We start from the raw sequence: 19,766 nt of genomic DNA, 5'->3' as shown, positions 1-19,766 counted from the left end.
TTGGGTTGCTTCAATTTATTTTGCATAGAAATCCACTACTAGACTTTATTTTTTCAAAAAAGTCTAGTAAATGAATTCGCTATTTATATTCTTTATCTTATTGGTAAATTCTTACGTAATCAACTAGCATTGTTTGAGGGAAAGCAGTTTCAGTATTTGGTGAACCTGGCAAATTTCCGCCCACAGCCATATTTAAAATGATGTAAAAAGGTTGGTTGAAAACCCATTCGCCTGGGACATCTTCTGGAGTTATTTGATTGTACAACACATCATCGATGTAATAATTGATGTAATCTTCTCCCCACTCAATTCCAAAAATGTGAAAATCAGTATCAAATCGGCTATTAGGTAAAGTGTAACTTTTAGAAATCGATTCGCCTGCTGAATAACCTGGACCATGAACTGTTCCTAAAACTGTAGTTGGATTACTACCTAAGTATTCCATAATATCAATTTCCCCACATTGTGGCCAAGTAACAGTATCTGAATTCGCACCTAACATCCAAAATGCTGGCCATAATCCACGACCTAATGGCAATTTGATTCTAGCTTCAATTCTACCATATTTTTGTTCTACTTTTCCTTTAGTTAAAATTCTAGCTGAAGTATAATTAGACCCCATGTACAATTCTCTTCTAGCTGTAATTTTTAGCATTCCGTCTTCTACAACGACATTTTGGGGACGGTCTGTATAATATTGCAATTCGTTGTTACCCCAACCATTGCTTCCTGTTCCAATGTTGTAACTCCAATAAGCACTATTTGGCGCACCGTTTTCATTAAATTCATCTTGAAACACAAGATTATTCATAGTGGTAACCGTTTGTTTTTCATCTGTGGAACATCCCATAATTGCTAACAATAATGTTGAAAATACTAAAGTTTTTATCGTATTATATTTTATAATCATAATGGTTTCTTTTATATTTAATTACTTGATGACATTAATTGTAGAAATAAACATTATCTACATAAATTACAGAATTATCACCACCTTCAAGAATAATTTGTGCAACATTACTTCTACTTGCTAAACCTGGCATAGCTGAGAAAGGTATATCAATTGACATCCAATTTTGTGATACTAAAAATGGAGCTGTAAATGTTGTAGAGTGTCTTGTATCATCGCCACCGCCAAAAGCACCATCAGCACCAAAATCAACCACAATTACTCTTAATTGTCTCCCTGGAGCAATTGTTCCTGGAATGAAAGCATCCATGTGGAAATGTGTCATAGAGGTTGCATTTACAGTTGGTGCGCTGAATTCTATACCTACAAAATTGAAAACCGTATAATTTAAAATATTATCACCATTAACAGTAAAATCACTTGAAACTGTGGTTTGCCAAGGTTGCCAATATCCGTTGTAGTAATTAACTGGGATATTGTTATATTCATCAGAAAAAATTGAAATCACATTTGCTTGACTTCTTGTTGGAGTTGGAGCATGCACAAAGTTTCCTTGACAATTGATAGTTAAACTACCAGTAGCTTGAACTCCATTAATTGTTCCAGTAATTACTGATGTTCCTGCACTTAATGAACTAACTAAACCATTAGAATCAACAGTAGCAACTGTAGGATTAGATGAAGAAAACTCAAAATAAGCTGTACTTAAATTTACAATTTGATTTTGCCCATTTGGTAAATTAAACGTTGAAATAATTCCGGTTATATTAGAATTTACCCCTACGAAAGTATTTACCGATACATTGTTTCCGTTCATAATTGATGCTCCAATGGTTCTGATTGTTCCCAACTTCTCAAATTTTAGATCATCAATCCAAAACGTATAACCCATTCCACCCGTACCTTGTGTTCCTGCTGCATAACGGAACATTCCTCTTTCTTGTAAAAGTTTTGATGCATCTGGAATTGGAATAATTACCTTAGACCAATTGGTTCCTACACTAACATTAGTTATTGTAGCCATATATTTGTTTTCTAAAAAATCTTCACCAAAACCTAACTCGGCAATAGTTACACCTTGAGATGCTTTTATGTAAAAAGTTAAGGCATCAAATTCTGTTAAATTACGACCTGCTCCATCCATTCTAAAAATAGCACCTGCATAATTTCCTTCTGGATCAGTTACATTGGGCACATCAAATCGCATTGAGGCATTACTATTATAACCTTCCTCTCTATCTACAGACCAAGCTGTAGCTTTTGAGCCACCATAAGGGAAGTAAAAATTAGATCCCATGGCTACAAAATCATCTGTGAATATTTCGGCAATTTTAGGAAAAGTTGCTTCGGTAGCATCATCAGATAATTCTCTCTCACAACTAGTTGAGATAATACTCATCACTCCTAGAAGTAAAAAACTTGCTAAAAAATTAAACTTTGAGTTTTTCATATCTTCAATTTTTTTTTATTATTTTCCAATATTAATGTGAATGTATGTTCTAATTTCCCATTCTGAACCGTTTCCAAAACCAACAGGACTTGTGACTGGTTCTGGTGGGAATGTGTTTTCTAGAACTGCAGTTGGTGAATATCTTGGAGAATATTGGTCTAATGAACGCCAAATTCCCATGATTCCAATTCGTGTATCTGGTAAAATGAACCAATTAGGTTTTCCAACAGAAGTTGAAATATCAATTGAACTCTGAACTGGATAAGTTAAGTTAAAATCTCTATGGTAATCGAAAGGTCCCCAATCGTTGAATTTAAGAGAAGAAACTACTTTTACCTTTTTGTAAATGGCTCTTACATCTCCACCAGCTCTGTTGATTGTTCTTTCTGAATCTCCATTAGCTTGACCGTTACCAAAATATAGATTAGCTATAATTCCTAAATCAGTTGAAATTTTTGAAACAATTCTTGTGTTTGATTCCCACAAATCTTTTGCTGGCGCCGAACGCTCAAATGCAAAAGAAGATCTATTCGATAAAAATCCGATTGCAGCATCCATAGTTGTTGGTAAATGACGGTAAACAAATCCTGTACTGAATGCAAATTTTGCATCTTCTACTACATCATTGTTCCATTCGTACATCCAAGTTCCTGGTGTAGGATCGTATGTTAATAATAACTCACCACCAACAGTTTCACGGTTAGCTCTTACGATAAATGGGTCATCTAAAATATTTCTTAATCTTCCTGGAGCATCAACACCATTTGGCATTGCTTCTACTAAAGGTTTTTGCCATAAGAAGTTTGGTGCAATTTGTAAATTAGAATTTACATTATAAGTAAAACCAGCTAAAAAATTCATTTGGTTTCCACTTCCTGTATCTTTCAATCTCCAACCTGTAAACGTTTGGGTATTATCTGCACCTCCGTTTGCAACTAAACCATGAATAGCTCCTTGCGTGTATGCGTTGAATTTTCCTTTAGAAAAAGTAAGTTTTGCTTTTCCTCCCCAATTATCTTTATTATTTATTTTATCAACTTTTACAACATCGCCATCCATCATTTGGAATTCTCTACCATTTAAAGGCTGACCTGCCCAAATACCTCCTAATTCAATTCCTAAATTTCCTAATTTAGTTTGAAGATAAACTGTAGCTCTTCTTGTTTTTGGTATTGGAAATGCAATTGATGAAACCGATTCAGAAACTTCTGCTTGGTTAATATCTTCATGATACACAGTAGCAAAATTAAATTTCCCGAATTTTGTATTGTATTTTAATAAGTAAGCTGGATTGGCTCCCCACCATAATTGAGGTCCAAAAGCCGCCTTTAGTCCGTCTAAACTTCCTCTACCATCTACTTCAAAACCTAGAGTTTCTCCATTGTAGATGTCTAAGTTTGGACCGTAATTTGCTTCTGGATATAGGCCGAAGAAATCGCCTTCATAACCCCAGTGGTAGTGACCTGTTCTGTAGAATCCTCTTAATTCAAAGTCTTTTGCTGTCCATTTGTAGGATGCATTGTAAATTTGAACTCTATTTACATCTGTAGATAAAACCTCGCCTTCATTTGTTAAGACAGTTTGTGCTCTACCTCTATTTTCATAGAAAATCTCATTAATTGGATTTTCAGCAACATGACCTAAAATATTGAAATTCACATTGGCTTTCATATTGGCTGAAGGGTTTCCTTCCACTCCAATAAAATACGATTGCATGTGATCGAAACCTAATTTATTTGGATATCCGTTGGTATCTGGATCATCCGATTTTGGTGTTGTAATTAAACTTCCACCTGTATTAAATGTTGTAAATTCTGCTCTAAGATTGCTTAATTTAATGATTCCACCATCATTTGCAGATAAAGCAGCTTTATCACCTCTTGCTCTTAAAGCAGCATCCATTAAATTAGCTTCACCAAAATGAGTAGTTACAACTTGATTATTGATTCCTTCTTTAAACGGATTTAATTTATGTATGTCTTTTAAAACATAATAAGCTGCTCTTGGATATAATTGATAATGTCCTTTTTCATTGGTTGGACCTTTTGCACAGATTCCAAACCATTCTTCATTCATGTTGTTTTGACCTTCAGTGAAATCTTTTTGATAACCACCATTTGACCAAGAAGCATTTGAATCGTGAACATCTAAATTTTTAGTTTGCCCGTATTTCCACCAACCATCGCTAAATTGAAATGTAAATCCTCCAATTGAGTTACCAGATTTTCCTAATCCTGAAGCATTTTCATAGATTTCTTTCCAATTTCCTTTTAAATAAAATGCTTGCGCATTTTGATCTTCTTGATTCGTTAAAACATTGAAAGCATCAGCACCAAATTCTGTGAATAAAACTGGTTTTCCATACTCTTTCTTAACTCTCTCAAACAAATCTCCAAAAGAAACACCACGGTATACATTTGTTCCAAAGATGTCAACATCTTTACATTCTTGAGCAATTATGTCAAGAAAAAGTAAATCTCCATTACAAATTGCCATTGGATGATTTGAATCTATGGCTTTCATTGCTACAGCTGCCTCATTGAACAATTTATACATAGAACGTGCTCTCGCTGTTGATTTTCTATCTTGAATTGGAATATTTTCTGTTTCGGCTCCATCCCAAAATAAACCGTAGTTATTCTCATTTCCTAAAAGAAATAAAAGAAGCCCTTTAGTATCTTTATATTCTAAAGCCATTTGTGTTACTTCTTTAAGAAGAAGTTCTCTTGTTTTGGCATCTGAATATTCTGTATTTGGTTTCCATACACCATCAATTGTTAATCCATAACGACCGAAAGAATGATTTAACATCGTATAAATACCATAGTTAGTGTAGATATATTCAATCCATTTTTTTGGAATACCTGAATAAACACGGATAGTATTCACACCCATATTTTGAAGCAATCCCATTTCGTCATCTAAAGCTTGACGAATGAAGTCATCTGATTGATTCCATAGACTGTAGGAATAGTTAGTACCTATTGGAAAATAATCCCAGTTCATTCCGTTGACCATAAAATCTTTACCATCGACTTTAAGCTTCATTCCAGAATCGTTATTTTCGATTACTACTTTCTCTGTTTGAGCATACATAGTAAAGGAGTAACAAAAGATTAATGACAAAATAATTTTTCTCATTTGTTGTATGGATTTAAAATAATTAATATTATATAAAATTGAATTCACTAATGATTTCATAAAAATAATTAGTAATTATTACATTTTTAACAAAATTAACCTCAACAAAAAACATACATCACAAAAAAGAAATAAGAAACCTAGTAAAAAGGCAATAAAACATTGGTTTAACTAATGAAAAAAGTTTTTAATATCTCTTTAAAACATTAGCTAAATATGAAATGATGAGGTGATGTATAGGTAAAAACTGTCCTTTGTAAGGTGCTTAAATTGCCAATAAATACTCTACAAGTCCTGTTTCATGAGGAAGATTCATTTTTTTACGCAAACGATATCGCTTTATTTCAATACTTCTAACTGAAATATTAAGTAAAGGTGCTATTTCTTTAGATGATAAATTCAATCGTAAATAAGCACAAAGGCGCAAATCGTTTGGTGTTAAGGTTGGGTGATTCTCTTTTACTTTCTTCAAGAAATTGTTATCAGCACTGTCAAAAGCTTCTTTGAAAATGTTCCAAGTATTTTCTTCTTTAACATTCTTGTTAATCGTAGAGATTACCGATTTAATGCTTCTATTTGTTGAGCTATCGGTTGAGTTTTTTAAATCGGCTTTAATGATGTTAAGAAGTTCGGTCTTTTTAATCAAATTCATATTGGTAACCGCCAATTCTTTATTTTTCTTATCTACATCTTGAACTAACTGTTCGTTTTTAATTTTCATGATTTGCTGCTCGTTTTCCAACTCTTTTAGTTCTAAGAGAATATTATTTTCAGCAATGATTCTTTGATGTCTCTTTTCGTGATAAAGTGTGTAAAACTTATGAATATAATAACCTAAAACTATTAAAAGGATAATGTAGATTATAACTGCAAAATTATTAGCGTACCAAGGCTTATTAATCTCAAATTTGTATGTTGCCACATTCTCAGTGATAGAATTAGCCACTTTTGCTCGAACACTGAAAATATAATCACCAGCAGGTAAATTTTCAAAAACTACTTGTGAATTAAAAGACCAATCACTCCAATCGTCATGTAATCCTTCTAATTTGTATTGATATTCAGCATTGATATACTTATCAAACTCTGGAACAGCATAGTAAAAAGCTAAATTATTTTCGTCGTAACCAAAACTACCTTCTTCAGCAATAGAAACGTTTGCCGATTTGGTATTTACTGTATTGTTAGTAATTCCGAAAATTGAAACTTTGTAATTATTAAATTTGAAGTCGTTATTCTTTAAAACATAATAACCATCCGTTGTTCCAATTAAGTAATTGTCATCGCCTAATTGAAGAATGTTTTCATATCCTGGCATTGAATTAGTCAAAGACGAAGGAATTGGCAAGCTACTTTTCTTTAATTCTGAAGATAATTTTCCTGATGAATAGTAATGAATATAGTTTTTGGTAAAAAACCACAATTTATTCGACTTATCTACAATCATTTTCCCTGTTACATACTCATCATTTTGAAACATTGTACTCAATGAATTGTCTTTTTCAAAGGCTTTTGAAGCGTTGTTCATCTTAAACACGCCAGCTTTAGATGCATAATAAATTTGGTTGTTATACTTAGCTAAAGTGGCATTTTTACCTTTTTCAGGTGATTTAAATTTAAAAACATTGGAAGCTGTTGTGAGTTGATTATCAACTGTAAATCGGTAAACTCCTTTGTATTCATGACTTACATAAATTTCTTTTTCATTTAAAATTTCAAAATGCTTTGAAGAATAATTGAATCCTTTGATTTTATTTCTGAAAACCCAATTATTATTCTTCTTTTCTAAAACTGAAATTCCATTGTAATTTCCTTGCAAAAGAAGATTACTTCCTTGAGACGATGGAACAAATTTCCATGTTCCCGAAGCATTGTAAATTAAATTGGCACTACTTCCATTTACGATAAAAGTTCCAGAATCATGTCCGCAAAAAAGCGTGTTTTGATAGGAATACAAATTCCAAACTTGTCCTTTCGTGTTTTGAACAAATTCAAACTTAGAAGACGAATTCAAATCTTTACAAAACAAGCCTTGATTCGTTCCAATATATAATTTATTGTTATGAGTTATTGATGCATAAGTAGTTCCTAAAATTCCAGTATTATCTAGGTAACTTTTTACAGGTGATTTAAGATTAATACAATTAATACCATTATCTAATCCAATCCATAAATTTTTATCAGCATCTTCAAAAAGAGAAAGTGCTGTGTTGTTGCTTAATCCTGAGTTTTGAGTAATATGATAAATTAATTTTCCTTCTTTGGATAAAATAAAAATCCCATTTGAGATAGAACCTAAAGCGATACTTTCATCTGACAATACTTGACTACTGTAGATATTACTTTGCTGAATTTCAGCATCAATATTTGTAATAAATCTTGTTAAAATGCTATTTTGGTATCTAAAAATCCCTTGTTTTTGCGTCACTAAAAGTAATCCTTCAGCTGTATCTAAAATATTAATCACCTTATTTTGATTAATTATTTCGTTACTCAAAAACAACTTGCTTTTGCCTTGATCTATTTCATACAACCCTTTTGCTGTTTGAAAATAAATTCCATTAGATGTTTTAAATGCTTTTAGAATAGTGCTTTTGGGGTCAACAATCGTAAAAGATTTTGTTTTGGTATTGTATGCATAAATTTTTTCTAACGATTGAAAAAGTATCCAATTGTCAAAAGGAAAAATACCCCAAAACTGCTCATCATCATTAATTTTATTTCTAATTGAATTACTGAGAGAAGTGTATGCTAATTGTCCATCTAAAGCACGTTGCCAATAGCCAAATTCCATAAAAGAACCCGTGTAAATTTTATCGTTTATACACTTAACGGAACGAATAATTGTCTCATTAGGAGAAGGATTTAAAATCCATTTAGAGCCGTTAAATTCTAGCAACCCTTCATTATTAGCAAAATACATAAACCGATGATTATCTTGAGAAATCATCCAATTTTGAATACCTGCATTGTAAATATCCTTGGAATACTTAACAATTGGTGGCAATTGTTGCCCAACACAATAAACTGAAGATATGAATAATAAAAGCTTGAATAGATTTTTTGAAAATTGCATTTTAAATGTAATTAGAAACTAAAGGTATGTAATATTACTTTTATAAAAAAATGATTTAAAAAAAAGACTGCCATTGCTGACAGTCTTTAAGGTAGTATTTATGATAAAATTACTCTTTAATAAACTTTGTTGAAGAAACGTTTCCGTCAATCATAGTTTTAATTACATAGATACCAACATTTAAATTTGAAACATCTAAATTAACAAAAGTTCCATTAGTTGCTCTATTTAATACTTCTTGACCTAAAACATTGTAAACTGCAATATTTTGAATATTACCAGCTGATTCAACATTTAAAATATTTGATGTTGGGTTTGGATACAATTTAACTTTAGATACATTGAAGCTTTCTGAAGATAAAACTGTATTTTTATGTAAATAGATGTTATCATACCAAACATTATCAACCATAGCAGTTGTAATACCTATTTGAGCAATATCACTTCTATTTAAATTACCTGCAACTACACCACCTAAAGCAGTAATTGGCACATCAACAGAAACCCATTGATTAGCTACTAATTGAGGAGTTGTTCCACCATTAATATTTACTTCTAAAGCAGATACTTCGCCACCTGTTCCATTAAAATGAACTAATTTCACATTAAAAACATCACCAGTTAAATCAGTATCAGTAATGTAAAAATCAAAGTGAATATGAGTGAAATCTGTTAGGTTTTGTCTGTTAGATTGAAAATCTATACCTTGACAAACCACACCTGTATTCTTTCTTAATGTATTATTTCCTGCAATTTGAACTTGAGTAGAAGCAGCTCCACCGCACCATCCTGCGTCGAAATTATCAAATGCAATATTGGTATAAGCATCACTATAAATAGAAACTACATCAGCAGAAGGTCTAGCTGGAGGTGTTGGAGCAGCAACAGTAGGAGATACAATACAAGGAGCACATGAACCACCACAATCAATTCCAGTTTCAGTTCCATCCTGAATTCCATTTGAACATGTATTTACCACCTGAACAACTGAAACATTATCAATAAATACGAAACCTGTAGCTGCACCTAAATCAAAAATAACTCTATCTGCAACAGCATCTCCATAATTGATTGTATATTGATACGAAAAAGTCTGTGGTGTAGCAGTCAAAGCTGTAGTCGAAGTTAAAGCAGCCCATGGTGCATTATTTTGTCCTAAACCAACAATAATGTTTCTTGATGATGTTGTTGCATCAGTAAATGCGGTAAAAGTTAATTCGTATGTTAATCCACTTGTCAAATTGATGTTTTGACTTAAGTTTACATCATAAGGATTACCTGCAGCTAAAACATTTGCTTGATTTACAAAATTTGAAGCACCAAGATCAACTACATTTGCAGCATTACCATACCAAGGTGTTGAAGCACCCGTTTGAAAATCACCATTGGTCACCAAATTTTGAGAGAAGCTAAGTGAACAAAACATTAATGATAAAAAGAAAGTAATTTTTTTCATAATATTCAATTTTATTTAGTTAAAATTTATTAATCGTAAAATTAATTGATAAAATTCATACACAATTTTTATTTGATATATACAAACTATACATAACTAATTTTTAATCAATTAAAGAAAGATAAAAATATTTATTATAAAATAATGATAATCAATTATTTACAATTAATTTAAACATAAAAAAAGTCAATATGTATAGTTAATGTATAGGTATATTTTTCAAAATAACACCTCATTACAAGGATAAAACAAGTATTTAATTTTTTAAAAAAATAAAATGGAATAAAAGATTAACTCTAACTTAAATTAGATTAATTATCTTTGCAAATCTTTTAAAAACAACCATGACACAACCTGATTTTTCTACCTTAGAGCCTAAAAAAAACATTTTAATTAAAGGAGCACAATTGCACAACCTTAAAAATTTAGATGTTGCTATTCCAAGAAACAAATTGGTAGTTATTACCGGTTTATCTGGTTCAGGAAAATCGAGTTTGGCTTTTGATACACTTTATGCAGAAGGACAACGCCGATATGTAGAAAGTTTATCATCTTATGCCCGTCAGTTTTTAGGAAGATTAGACAAACCAAAAGTTGAATATATCAAAGGAATTGCACCTGCAATCGCCATTGAACAAAAAGTAAATACTAGCAATGCTCGCTCAACTGTAGGAACTTCTACAGAAATATACGATTATTTAAAACTACTTTTTGCCCGAATTGGAAAAACCTACTCGCCTATTTCTGGTAAAGAAGTTAAAAAAGATACGGTTTCTGATGTGATTAATGACATCAAAACATTTCCAATTGATAGCAAATGGTTGCTGCTTGCTCCAATTCATTTAGAAGAAGGTCGAGCTTTAGAAGACAAACTAAAAGTTTTATTACAGCAAGGTTTTGCTCGTATTTTAGTAGATAACGAAATGGTGCGTTTGGATACAATCGACCAACATCAATTAGATAACAAAGACATTCTTCTAATTGTTGACCGAATTGTTGTTAAAGACGAAGAAGAATTCTATAATCGTTTAGCAGATGCCGTTCAAACTGCTTTTTACGAAGGAAAAGGTGTTTGTTATTTACAAGAAGTCGACTCACAAAAACGTTTGGAATTCAGTTCTAATTTTGAATTAGATGGGATTACTTTTTTAGAACCAAATATTCATTTGTTCAGTTTTAATAATCCTTACGGAGCTTGTCCAACTTGCGAAGGCTACGGAAGTGTTATCGGAATTGACGAAGATTTAGTAATTCCAAATACCGCTTTATCTGTTTATGAAAATGCTGTTTTTCCTTGGCGTGGCGAAAGTATGGGTTGGTATCGCGACCAATTGGTAAACAATGCTTATAAATTTGATTTTCCTATTCATAAACCCTTTTTCGAACTTTCAGACGAACAAAAACAACTGATTTGGGATGGAAATTCATATTTCACTGGATTGCATGATTTCTTTTCTGAACTTGAAGAGAAAAACTATAAAATTCAAAACCGCGTTTTACTTTCGAGATATAGAGGTAAAACAAAATGTACCACTTGTAAAGGAAAACGCTTACGCTACGAAGCAAATTTCATCAAAGTTGGCGGAAAAACGATTTCAGATTTGGTGGATTTATCAATCGTAAACTTAATTGAGTTCTTCAAAAAATTAGAATTAAACGAATACGACGCTAAAGTAGCGAAGCGTTTGTTAATAGAAATCAACAATCGTTTAGACTTTTTATTCAATGTGGGTTTGAGTTATTTGACGTTAAATCGTAACTCAAATTCGCTTTCTGGTGGTGAATCGCAACGAATTAACTTAGCGACTTCTTTAGGAAGCAGTTTGGTCGGTTCAATGTATATTTTAGACGAACCAAGCATCGGTTTACATCCAAAAGATACCGAAAGATTAATCGAAGTATTGAAAGATTTACGTGATTTAGGCAATACTGTAATTGTAGTTGAACACGACGAAGACATTATGAAAGCTGCCGATATGATCATCGATATTGGTCCAGAAGCCGGAACGCATGGTGGAGAATTGGTGGCTCAAGGAACGTATGATGAAATTCTGAAAGCGGATTCATTAACCGCTAAATATTTGAATGGAAAAGAAGATATTTCGGTTCCAAAAACCAGAAGAAAATTCAAAAATCATATCGAAGTTATTGGCGCGAGAGAAAATAACTTAAAGAATGAAAATTTTACTTTCCCTCTAGAATGTTTGACTGTAATTACAGGTGTTTCGGGAAGTGGAAAAAGTACATTGGTAAAGAAAATTTTATTTCCTGCCATTCAAAAAAAATTAGAAGGAGTTGGAGAAAAAGCGGGTCAATTTACAGAATTAGCCGGAAGTTTTTCTCACATCAAACATATCGAATACGTAGATCAAAATCCGATTGGAAGAAGTTCGCGTTCGAATCCGGTTACGTATATCAAAGCTTATGATGATATTCGAGATTTATTTGCAAAACAAAACGTTTCTAAACTACGAAATTATCAAGCTAAACATTTCTCTTTCAACGTTGATGGCGGAAGATGTGAAGTTTGTAAAGGTGATGGCGAAGTAACTATCGAAATGCAATTTATGGCGGATGTTCATTTAGAATGTGAAGCTTGTAACGGAAAACGTTTCAAAAAAGAAGTTTTAGAAGTTACTTTCGAAAACAAAAACATCGACGACATTTTAAAAATGACCATTGACGAAGCTTTACAGTTCTTTACCGAACAAAAGCAGACAAAAATCACCCAAAAATTACAACCTTTACAAGACGTTGGTTTGGGTTATGTACAACTTGGACAATCCTCTTCTACCCTTTCTGGTGGTGAAGCACAACGTATTAAATTAGCTTCGTTTTTAGTTAAAGGAACAATTAAAGACAAAGCCTTATTTGTTTTTGACGAACCTACAACAGGATTGCATTTTCACGACATTAAAAAATTATTAGCTTCGTTTGATGCTTTATTGGAAAAAGGACATTCAATAATTGTAATTGAGCATAATTTAGATTTAATCAAATGTGCCGATTATATTTTAGATATTGGTCCAGAAGGTGGCGAAAATGGAGGAAAATTAGTAGCTTTCGGAACACCAGAAGAAGTAGCTAAAAATAAAAATTCAGTTACAGGAAAATACTTAAAAGAGAAGCTATAACATGATAAACCCATCTGCAAACGGTTGGATTGACAAGTTTTTTACTGAAAACAATGACAATTTCATTGATTTTCAAGGTGACACTTTGTCTTTTTATGAAGATTGTAGAGCAACAGGTTTTATTTATGGTTATGTGGTTCATTACCAACTTAAAAATCAAATAAATACGACTAAATGGTCGTATGATGAAGTGACGAAAGTTGGGTTCTTAAACACGCTTTTTTCATTATATCGTATTGAAAAATCAAACGGAACGAAAGAAGATTTCATTAATTCGGTTTACCAATTTTACAAGATTATTCAGCCTGAAAACCTGAATTTTATCAAAAAATTGCTTCCAGAAGGTTCATATAGTTCGCGTTTAGAAAAAGTTATTGACGACCGAATTCAAACGAATAACAATACAATTAGCAAGAATTTTTCGCACATAATTACTAATGCGCTTTTATTTATTGATGTTTTGGCATTTGAACATTATTTAAAAAATGAAACGTTACCGTCAGACTATTTAAAAAATGTAGAATCCGATTGTATTAAAATTGTTTCGTTAGCTTTAAAAATCAAAGAACGAAAATCAAAATACGATGAATTATTGGTAAAATTATTCGAAAATTCGATTCGTTATACCAAATTCAATACTATTGAAAACATTGAATTATCGGAAATCAAATTGATGCGACATACTTCGTTATTGGAAAGATTGTATTTGTTGGATATTGCTCAAATGGCGCTTTGGAGCGATGAAAAATTAGAAACTAATGAAGGTAATTTCTTAAAACAGTTGAGTTCGGAATTAGAATTAGAATCTGATTTGCTTGAAAAAAGCACTAAAGAAATAAATGATTTTATCGAAAAATACAAATCGGAAATTCCGTTTTTTAATTATTCAAATCCGATAAAACATTTTTATGACCAAGCCAATAAAAATGTAACCAAACTTATCATTCGCAACAAAGACCGATTAACTAAGGAAATCAAAGAAAGTGGCGAATTAATGCAACTTTTAGCCAAATCAACCCGAAAAGATTTGAGCAAAGAAGAAAAAAAGAAAGTAAAAAAACAGTTGCTCGACATCTGTAAAACAGTGCCATCGTTGACTATCTTTTTACTTCCTGGTGGTGGCTTGTTATTACCTATTTTAATAAAATTTATACCACAATTATTACCTTCGGCTTTTAATGAGAATTTGGATGATTAACTTTTTTGATTAATATCAAAAGAAAATCCCCAACTACTTATGTAATTGAGGATTCACTTATTTATGATTTTCGATTATTCGTTCACCAAAACCCATTCACCAGAAGCAATCATGCTTTCTGCTTTTTTGTATTTCATGGTTTCGCTTTTTCCACTCATTACGTGTTTGATAGTAACGGTGTCATTACGATTAATTTTTGGCATCTCTCTTGTAATTGTTTCCGTTACTTGAGGTCTCTGACTAGCCATTTCTCCTGCTTTTTTAGCTTCTGAAGCTGGTGAGTCTAAATCCTCTTTTGTTTCAGTATATTGCTCTTGACGTGTTTCTTGTCTTGCCTCTTGAATGTTTTCATTACGATGTGGCAAATCACCTTTGAACAAGAACGAAATTACTTCTTTATTTACATCGTCAATCATTTTCTTGAACAAGTTGAATGCTTCGAATTTGTAAATCAATAATGGATCTTTTTGTTCGTGAACCGCTAATTGAACCGATTGTTTCAACTCGTCCATTTTACGTAAGTGTTTTTTCCAAGCCTCATCCACAATTGCTAATGTGATGTTTTTCTCGAAATCTGCTACTAACGAACGACCTTCTGAATTATATGCTTTTTCTAAATCGGTAACCACATTTAATGATTTTATTCCATCAGTGAAAGGCACAATGATTCTTTGGTACTGACCATTATTATTTTCGTATACATTCTTGATAATTGGATATGCTTCGCGAGCATCTCTAGCGATTTTTTCTTCGTAATGAGCTAAAACCGCTTTGTATGTTTTACCCGTAATTTCTCTAGCTGATAATTTTGCAAATTCAGATGGTGTAACTGGAGCACTGATTGAAAAATAACGAATCAATTCAAATTCGAAGTTTTTGAAATCTTCTGCCAACTTGTTTTGTTCTACTACTAATTCGCAAGTATCGTACATCATGTTCGCAATATCCACTTTCAAACGTTCTCCGTGTAAAGCGTGACGTCTTCTTTTGTATACTACTTCTCTTTGTGCATTCATTACATCGTCATATTCTAACAAACGTTTACGAACTCCAAAGTTATTTTCTTCTACTTTTTTCTGAGCTCTTTCGATAGATTTTGTCATCATAGAATGTTGAATTACTTCACCTTCTTTTAGACCAATTTTATCCATCACTTTAGCTACTCTTTCTGAACCGAACAAACGCATTAAGTTATCCTCCAAAGAAACATAGAATTGTGAACTACCCACATCTCCTTGACGACCTGCACGACCTCTTAACTGACGGTCAACACGACGCGAATCGTGACGTTCTGTTCCGATAATTGCCAAACCACCTGCTTTTTTCACTTCGTCAGATAATTTAATATCGGTACCACGACCTGCCATATTCGTTGCGATTGTAACTACTCCAGGTTTTCCTGCTTCTGCTACAATTTCTGCTTCGCTTTTGTGCATTTTAGCATTCAATACATTGTGTTGAATACCTCTAATTTTTAACATTCGGCTTAATAATTCCGAAATCTCTACCGATGTTGTTCCAATCAAGACAGGTCTTCCTGCATTTGATAATTGTACTACATCTTCGATAACCGCGTTGAATTTTTCACGAACCGTTCTGTAAATTAAATCGTCTTTATCTTTACGAGCCATTGGACGGTTGGTTGGAATTTCCACAACGTCTAATTTGTAGATTTCCCAGAACTCACCTGCTTCTGTTGACGCAGTTCCTGTCATCCCTCCTAATTTGCTGTACATACGGAAATAATTCTGTAATGTAACGGTTGCAAATGTTTGAGTAGCGGCTTCGATTTTTACATTTTCTTTAGCTTCGATTGCTTGGTGTAAACCATCTGAGTAACGACGACCATCCATAATACGTCCTGTTTGCTCATCTACAATCATTACTTTATTGTCCATGATAACGTATTCGGTATCTTTTTCAAATAAAGTGTAAGCTTTTAACAACTGCGTTAACGTGTGAATACGTTCCGATTTTACTGAGAAATCACGGAATAATTCTTCTTTACGCTCTGCTGCAACTTCTGGCTCTAAATTTTCTTTTTCAATTTGAGCGATTCCTGTTCCAATATCTGGTAAAACGAAGAATTGAGCATCCGTATCCGTTGATAAAAATTGGATTCCGTTATCTGTTAACTCAACTTGATTATTTTTTTCTTCAATAACAAAGTATAATGCCTCATCAATTTTTGGCATTTCTCTGTTGTTATCTTGCATGTATTGATTCTCGGTTTTTTGAAGTAATTGTTTTACTCCTTCTTCCGATAAGAATTTGATTAAGGCTTTACTTTTTGGTAACGCTCTGTACGAACGTAATAAGTTAAATCCAGCATCTTTATTATTACCTTCTTTGAATAAACGTTTTGCTTCTGTTAAACAATCCGTAGCTAATTTACGTTGTAAGGTTACTAAGTTTTCAACTTTAGGTTTTAACTCATTAAACTCATGACGATCTCCTTGCGGAACTGGTCCAGAAATAATTAATGGTGTTCTAGCATCATCAATTAAAACCGAGTCAACCTCATCGACAATTGCATAATTGTGTTTACGTTGTACCAAATCTTCTGGAGCATGTGCCATATTATCTCTCAAATAATCGAAACCAAATTCGTTATTTGTTCCATAAGTAATATCAGCATTGTAAGCTTTTCTTCTTTCTGGAGAATTCGGCTGGTGATTATCGATACAATCAACTGTCATTCCGTGGAACTCAAACAATGGTGCTTTCCACGTACTATCACGTTTAGCTAAGTAGTCATTCACTGTTACTAAATGCACTCCGTTTCCAGTTAATGCATTTAAATATAAAGGCAATGTTGCTACTAATGTTTTTCCTTCTCCAGTTTGCATTTCGGCAATTTTACCTTGATGCAATACAACTCCACCAATCAACTGAACGTCGTAGTGAATCATATCCCAAGTGATGGCTTTTCCTGCAGCATTCCAAGAGTTTGCCCAAGTAGCGTTATCACCTTCAATCGCGATATACGATTTAGTTGCTGATAACTCTCTATCTTTTGGAGTTGCAGTAACTGTAATTGAAGTGTTTTCTTTAAAACGACGTGCTGTTTCTTTTACAACTGCAAACGCTTCTGGAAGAATTTCGTTTAATACTTTCTCAGAAATTTCATAAGCTTCTTTCTCGATTTTATCGATTTCAGCATAAATATCTTCACGAGCATCGATATCTTGTGTTTGCTCTGCATCTTGCTTTAAAGAAGCAATTTTAGCATCTTTTTCAGCACGAGCGCTTTGAATCTTAGCTTTAAATTCGGCAGTTTTAGCACGCAATTCATCATGAGATAATGCTTGTAAAGCACTCTCAAAAGATTTTACTTTGTTAATAAGTGGTTGAATCGCTTTTACATCTTTCTCCGATTTGTCTCCCACAAAAGCTTTCAATATGGAATTTATGATACTCATAATTTTTTATTTTCTAAATAGGTTTGCAAATATAACCACAAAAAAAGTCTCAGTAAAGAGACTTGTTTCTGTTGTGTTTATTTATTTTTTAATATTCATCCTCATTCCAAAGATAATCTTCGTCAGTAGGATAATCAGGCCAAATCTCTTCCATTGATTCATAGATTTCTCCTTCGTCTTCTATAGACTGTAAGTTTTCCACTACTTCTAATGGAGCTCCAGTTCTAATAGCATAGTCGATAAGTTCATCTTTGGTTGCTGGCCAAGGCGCATCACTTAAGTATGACGCTAATTCTAATGTCCAATACATCTTTTATCGATTTAAGTTTATGCAAAAATAAATTTATTACCCAATAAGGCAAGTTTTTTTTTACTTTTTTTATTAAAATTTAAGAACGTTTTTTTTTAAGTACTCAAAACATGACTTTTAATCATTGTTTTCAGGCATAATGAACACTTAAAACTGATTACTGAACACTATTTTCTAGGAATCCATTGCACTTCATCAGCGTTCAAATCATGGGACAACTTTCGTGCCAACACAAAAAGATAGTCAGAAAGTCGGTTTAGGTACTTAATTACACGCTCATCTGTAGGCTCTATGTCATTCAAATGTACTGCTAAACGCTCGGCTCTACGGCATACGCAACGTGCTATATGACAATATGACACGGTTGTATGTCCACCTGGCAAAACAAAATGTGTCATTGGAGGTAATGCTTCTTCCATGGTATCGATTTCGTTTTCCAAAAATTCGATATCCGATTCCACAATTCCAAGGTTTTGCAAGCGTGGTTGACCGTTTTTCAAGGTTTCTTTTTCTGGTGGCGTTGCTAAAATAGCTCCGACAGTAAATAATCTATCTTGGACTTCGATTAACACTTTTTTGTACAAATCGCTCATGTCTTGATCGCGAATTAATCCGATGTGGGAATTTAGTTCATCAACTGTTCCATAACTTTCGATTCGTATGTGATGTTTTGGCACACGCGTTCCTCCAAATAATGCTGTGGTTCCTGTGTCGCCAGTTTTTGTGTATACTTTCATTATACTTTATAATTTTAACATTAGATAGACAAGTCATGACTTGTCTCTACATTTTTTTTAATTGTTTTCTATATTCTTCAATATTCGCTTTTACTTTTGGATCTAATTCGGGTTCTGTAATATCGGTTAGTTTTTCCATCTCTTCCCAAATGGTTTTGGCTACAATGTATCTCGCAACACCTTTGTCATCGGCTGGAATTATGTACCAAGGTGCAAAATCAGTTGATGTTTTATTGATGGCTTCTTCGTAATATTTCATGTAATCATCCCAACGTTCGCGTTCTTTTAAATCACCTGTACTGAATTTCCAATTGTCTTCTGGATTTTCAAGTCGTTTTAATAAACGTTCACGTTGTTCGTCTTTACTCATGTGAAAATAGAACTTCAAAATTTTAGTTCCATTTTGCGAAATATGTTTTTCAAAATTCACCATTTGTTCCATTCGATTTTCCCAAAATTGAGGTGTAATGTCTTCCACTTTTTCAATTCCTGGCAAGTTTTCAAACAAAATATATTCAGGATGAACCCTTGTTACCAACACATTTTCATAATGCGTACGATTGAAAACAGCGAATTTTCCTTTTTCGGGCAAAGCCAAATAATGACGCCATAAATAATCGTGCTCTAATTCGGTAGAATTGGGTGTTTTAAAACTATGCACCACTACTCCACGCGGATTAAATTCCTTGAAAACCTCACGAATTAAACTATCTTTTCCGCTCGTATCCATTCCTTGTAAGCAAATTAAGAACGCATGACGATTGTGAGCGTACATGGCATCTTGCTTTTTTGATAATTTTTTCTGGATTTTATCTAAAGCCAATTCTTCTTGGTCTTTGTCGGTATCGATGTCTAATTTTGTAGCAAAATCGGCTAATTTGATAGTTGATTTTACTTTAAAATCTTCAATATTTATGTTTTCCATTTCTATT

At 32.8% G+C, this 19,766-nt stretch carries 11 protein-coding genes; 2 read left to right on the top strand and 9 right to left on the bottom strand.

Annotation, left to right across the window (positions count from 1 at the left end):
- Positions 1-97 precede the first annotated feature (97 nt).
- The 5 genes from B0I03_RS01475 to B0I03_RS01455 all read right to left on the bottom strand — a co-directional run bounded on the left by B0I03_RS01475 (position 98) and on the right by B0I03_RS01455 (position 10,033).
- A complete protein-coding gene (locus B0I03_RS01475; protein WP_111565709.1) occupies positions 98-910 on the bottom strand; it encodes a glycoside hydrolase family 16 protein in 813 nt (270 codons plus the stop codon).
- Between the two features lie 34 nt (positions 911-944).
- Positions 945-2,360, bottom strand: a complete 1,416-nt coding sequence (locus tag B0I03_RS01470; protein ID WP_111565708.1) for an Ig-like domain-containing protein — start codon at positions 2,358-2,360, stop codon at positions 945-947.
- Between the two features lie 18 nt (positions 2,361-2,378).
- Positions 2,379-5,501, bottom strand: coding sequence for a glycoside hydrolase 5 family protein (locus B0I03_RS01465; RefSeq protein WP_111565949.1), 3,123 nt, complete (start codon positions 5,499-5,501; stop codon positions 2,379-2,381).
- Positions 5,502-5,766: 265 nt separating this feature from the next.
- A complete protein-coding gene (locus tag B0I03_RS01460; protein WP_111565707.1) occupies positions 5,767-8,577 on the bottom strand; it encodes a helix-turn-helix and ligand-binding sensor domain-containing protein in 2,811 nt (936 codons plus the stop codon).
- A gap of 109 nt (positions 8,578-8,686) precedes the next feature.
- Complete coding sequence (locus tag B0I03_RS01455; RefSeq protein WP_111565706.1) at positions 8,687-10,033, bottom strand: T9SS type A sorting domain-containing protein; 1,347 nt, start codon at positions 10,031-10,033, stop codon at positions 8,687-8,689.
- A gap of 344 nt (positions 10,034-10,377) precedes the next feature.
- Between B0I03_RS01455 and uvrA the strand changes: the two genes are divergently transcribed.
- Together uvrA and B0I03_RS01445 are read left to right on the top strand one after the other, a co-directional pair.
- Complete coding sequence (uvrA, locus tag B0I03_RS01450; protein WP_111565705.1) at positions 10,378-13,167, top strand: excinuclease ABC subunit UvrA; 2,790 nt, start codon at positions 10,378-10,380, stop codon at positions 13,165-13,167.
- 1 nt (position 13,168) lies between these two features.
- Positions 13,169-14,365, top strand: a complete 1,197-nt coding sequence (locus tag B0I03_RS01445) for an LETM1-related biofilm-associated protein (RefSeq protein WP_111565704.1) — start codon at positions 13,169-13,171, stop codon at positions 14,363-14,365.
- 74 nt (positions 14,366-14,439) lie between these two features.
- Here the strand turns inward: B0I03_RS01445 and secA are convergent, their stop codons facing one another.
- The 4 genes from secA to B0I03_RS01425 all read right to left on the bottom strand — a co-directional run bounded on the left by secA (position 14,440) and on the right by B0I03_RS01425 (position 19,759).
- Positions 14,440-17,787, bottom strand: a complete 3,348-nt coding sequence (gene secA, locus B0I03_RS01440; protein ID WP_111565703.1) for a preprotein translocase subunit SecA — start codon at positions 17,785-17,787, stop codon at positions 14,440-14,442.
- A gap of 88 nt (positions 17,788-17,875) precedes the next feature.
- Positions 17,876-18,097, bottom strand: a complete 222-nt coding sequence (locus tag B0I03_RS01435; RefSeq protein ID WP_002986941.1) for a DUF2795 domain-containing protein — start codon at positions 18,095-18,097, stop codon at positions 17,876-17,878.
- Positions 18,098-18,264: 167 nt separating this feature from the next.
- Positions 18,265-18,834, bottom strand: coding sequence for a cob(I)yrinic acid a,c-diamide adenosyltransferase (locus B0I03_RS01430; protein ID WP_026724585.1), 570 nt, complete (start codon positions 18,832-18,834; stop codon positions 18,265-18,267).
- A 46-nt stretch (positions 18,835-18,880) separates the two neighbouring features.
- Positions 18,881-19,759 carry a PPK2 family polyphosphate kinase gene (locus B0I03_RS01425; RefSeq protein ID WP_111565702.1) on the bottom strand — a complete coding sequence of 293 codons (879 nt, stop codon included), beginning with the start codon at positions 19,757-19,759 and terminating at the stop codon, positions 18,881-18,883.
- Positions 19,760-19,766: the final 7 nt, after the last annotated feature.

It is taken from the genome of Flavobacterium aquaticum (genome assembly GCF_003259835.1).
Classification (GTDB): Bacteria; Bacteroidota; Bacteroidia; order Flavobacteriales; family Flavobacteriaceae; genus Flavobacterium; species Flavobacterium aquaticum.
The sequence above is the reverse complement of the archived record's forward strand: the minus strand, read 5'-3'. Positions and strand labels throughout refer to the sequence as shown.

What these genes read in the sequence shown, in the direction of transcription:
- B0I03_RS01475 (WP_111565709.1), bottom strand. Translation starts at nt 910, where the DNA reads ATGATTATAAAATATAATACGATAAAAACTTTAGTATTTTCAACATTA.
- B0I03_RS01470 (WP_111565708.1), bottom strand. Translation starts at nt 2,360, where the DNA reads ATGAAAAACTCAAAGTTTAATTTTTTAGCAAGTTTTTTACTTCTAGGA.
- B0I03_RS01465 (WP_111565949.1), bottom strand. Translation starts at nt 5,501, where the DNA reads ATGAGAAAAATTATTTTGTCATTAATCTTTTGTTACTCCTTTACTATG.
- B0I03_RS01460 (WP_111565707.1), bottom strand. Translation starts at nt 8,577, where the DNA reads ATGCAATTTTCAAAAAATCTATTCAAGCTTTTATTATTCATATCTTCA.
- B0I03_RS01455 (WP_111565706.1), bottom strand. Translation starts at nt 10,033, where the DNA reads ATGAAAAAAATTACTTTCTTTTTATCATTAATGTTTTGTTCACTTAGC.
- uvrA (WP_111565705.1), top strand. Translation starts at nt 10,378, where the DNA reads ATGACACAACCTGATTTTTCTACCTTAGAGCCTAAAAAAAACATTTTA.
- B0I03_RS01445 (WP_111565704.1), top strand. Translation starts at nt 13,169, where the DNA reads ATGATAAACCCATCTGCAAACGGTTGGATTGACAAGTTTTTTACTGAA.
- secA (WP_111565703.1), bottom strand. Translation starts at nt 17,787, where the DNA reads ATGAGTATCATAAATTCCATATTGAAAGCTTTTGTGGGAGACAAATCG.
- B0I03_RS01435 (WP_002986941.1), bottom strand. Translation starts at nt 18,097, where the DNA reads ATGTATTGGACATTAGAATTAGCGTCATACTTAAGTGATGCGCCTTGG.
- B0I03_RS01430 (WP_026724585.1), bottom strand. Translation starts at nt 18,834, where the DNA reads ATGAAAGTATACACAAAAACTGGCGACACAGGAACCACAGCATTATTT.
- B0I03_RS01425 (WP_111565702.1), bottom strand. Translation starts at nt 19,759, where the DNA reads ATGGAAAACATAAATATTGAAGATTTTAAAGTAAAATCAACTATCAAA.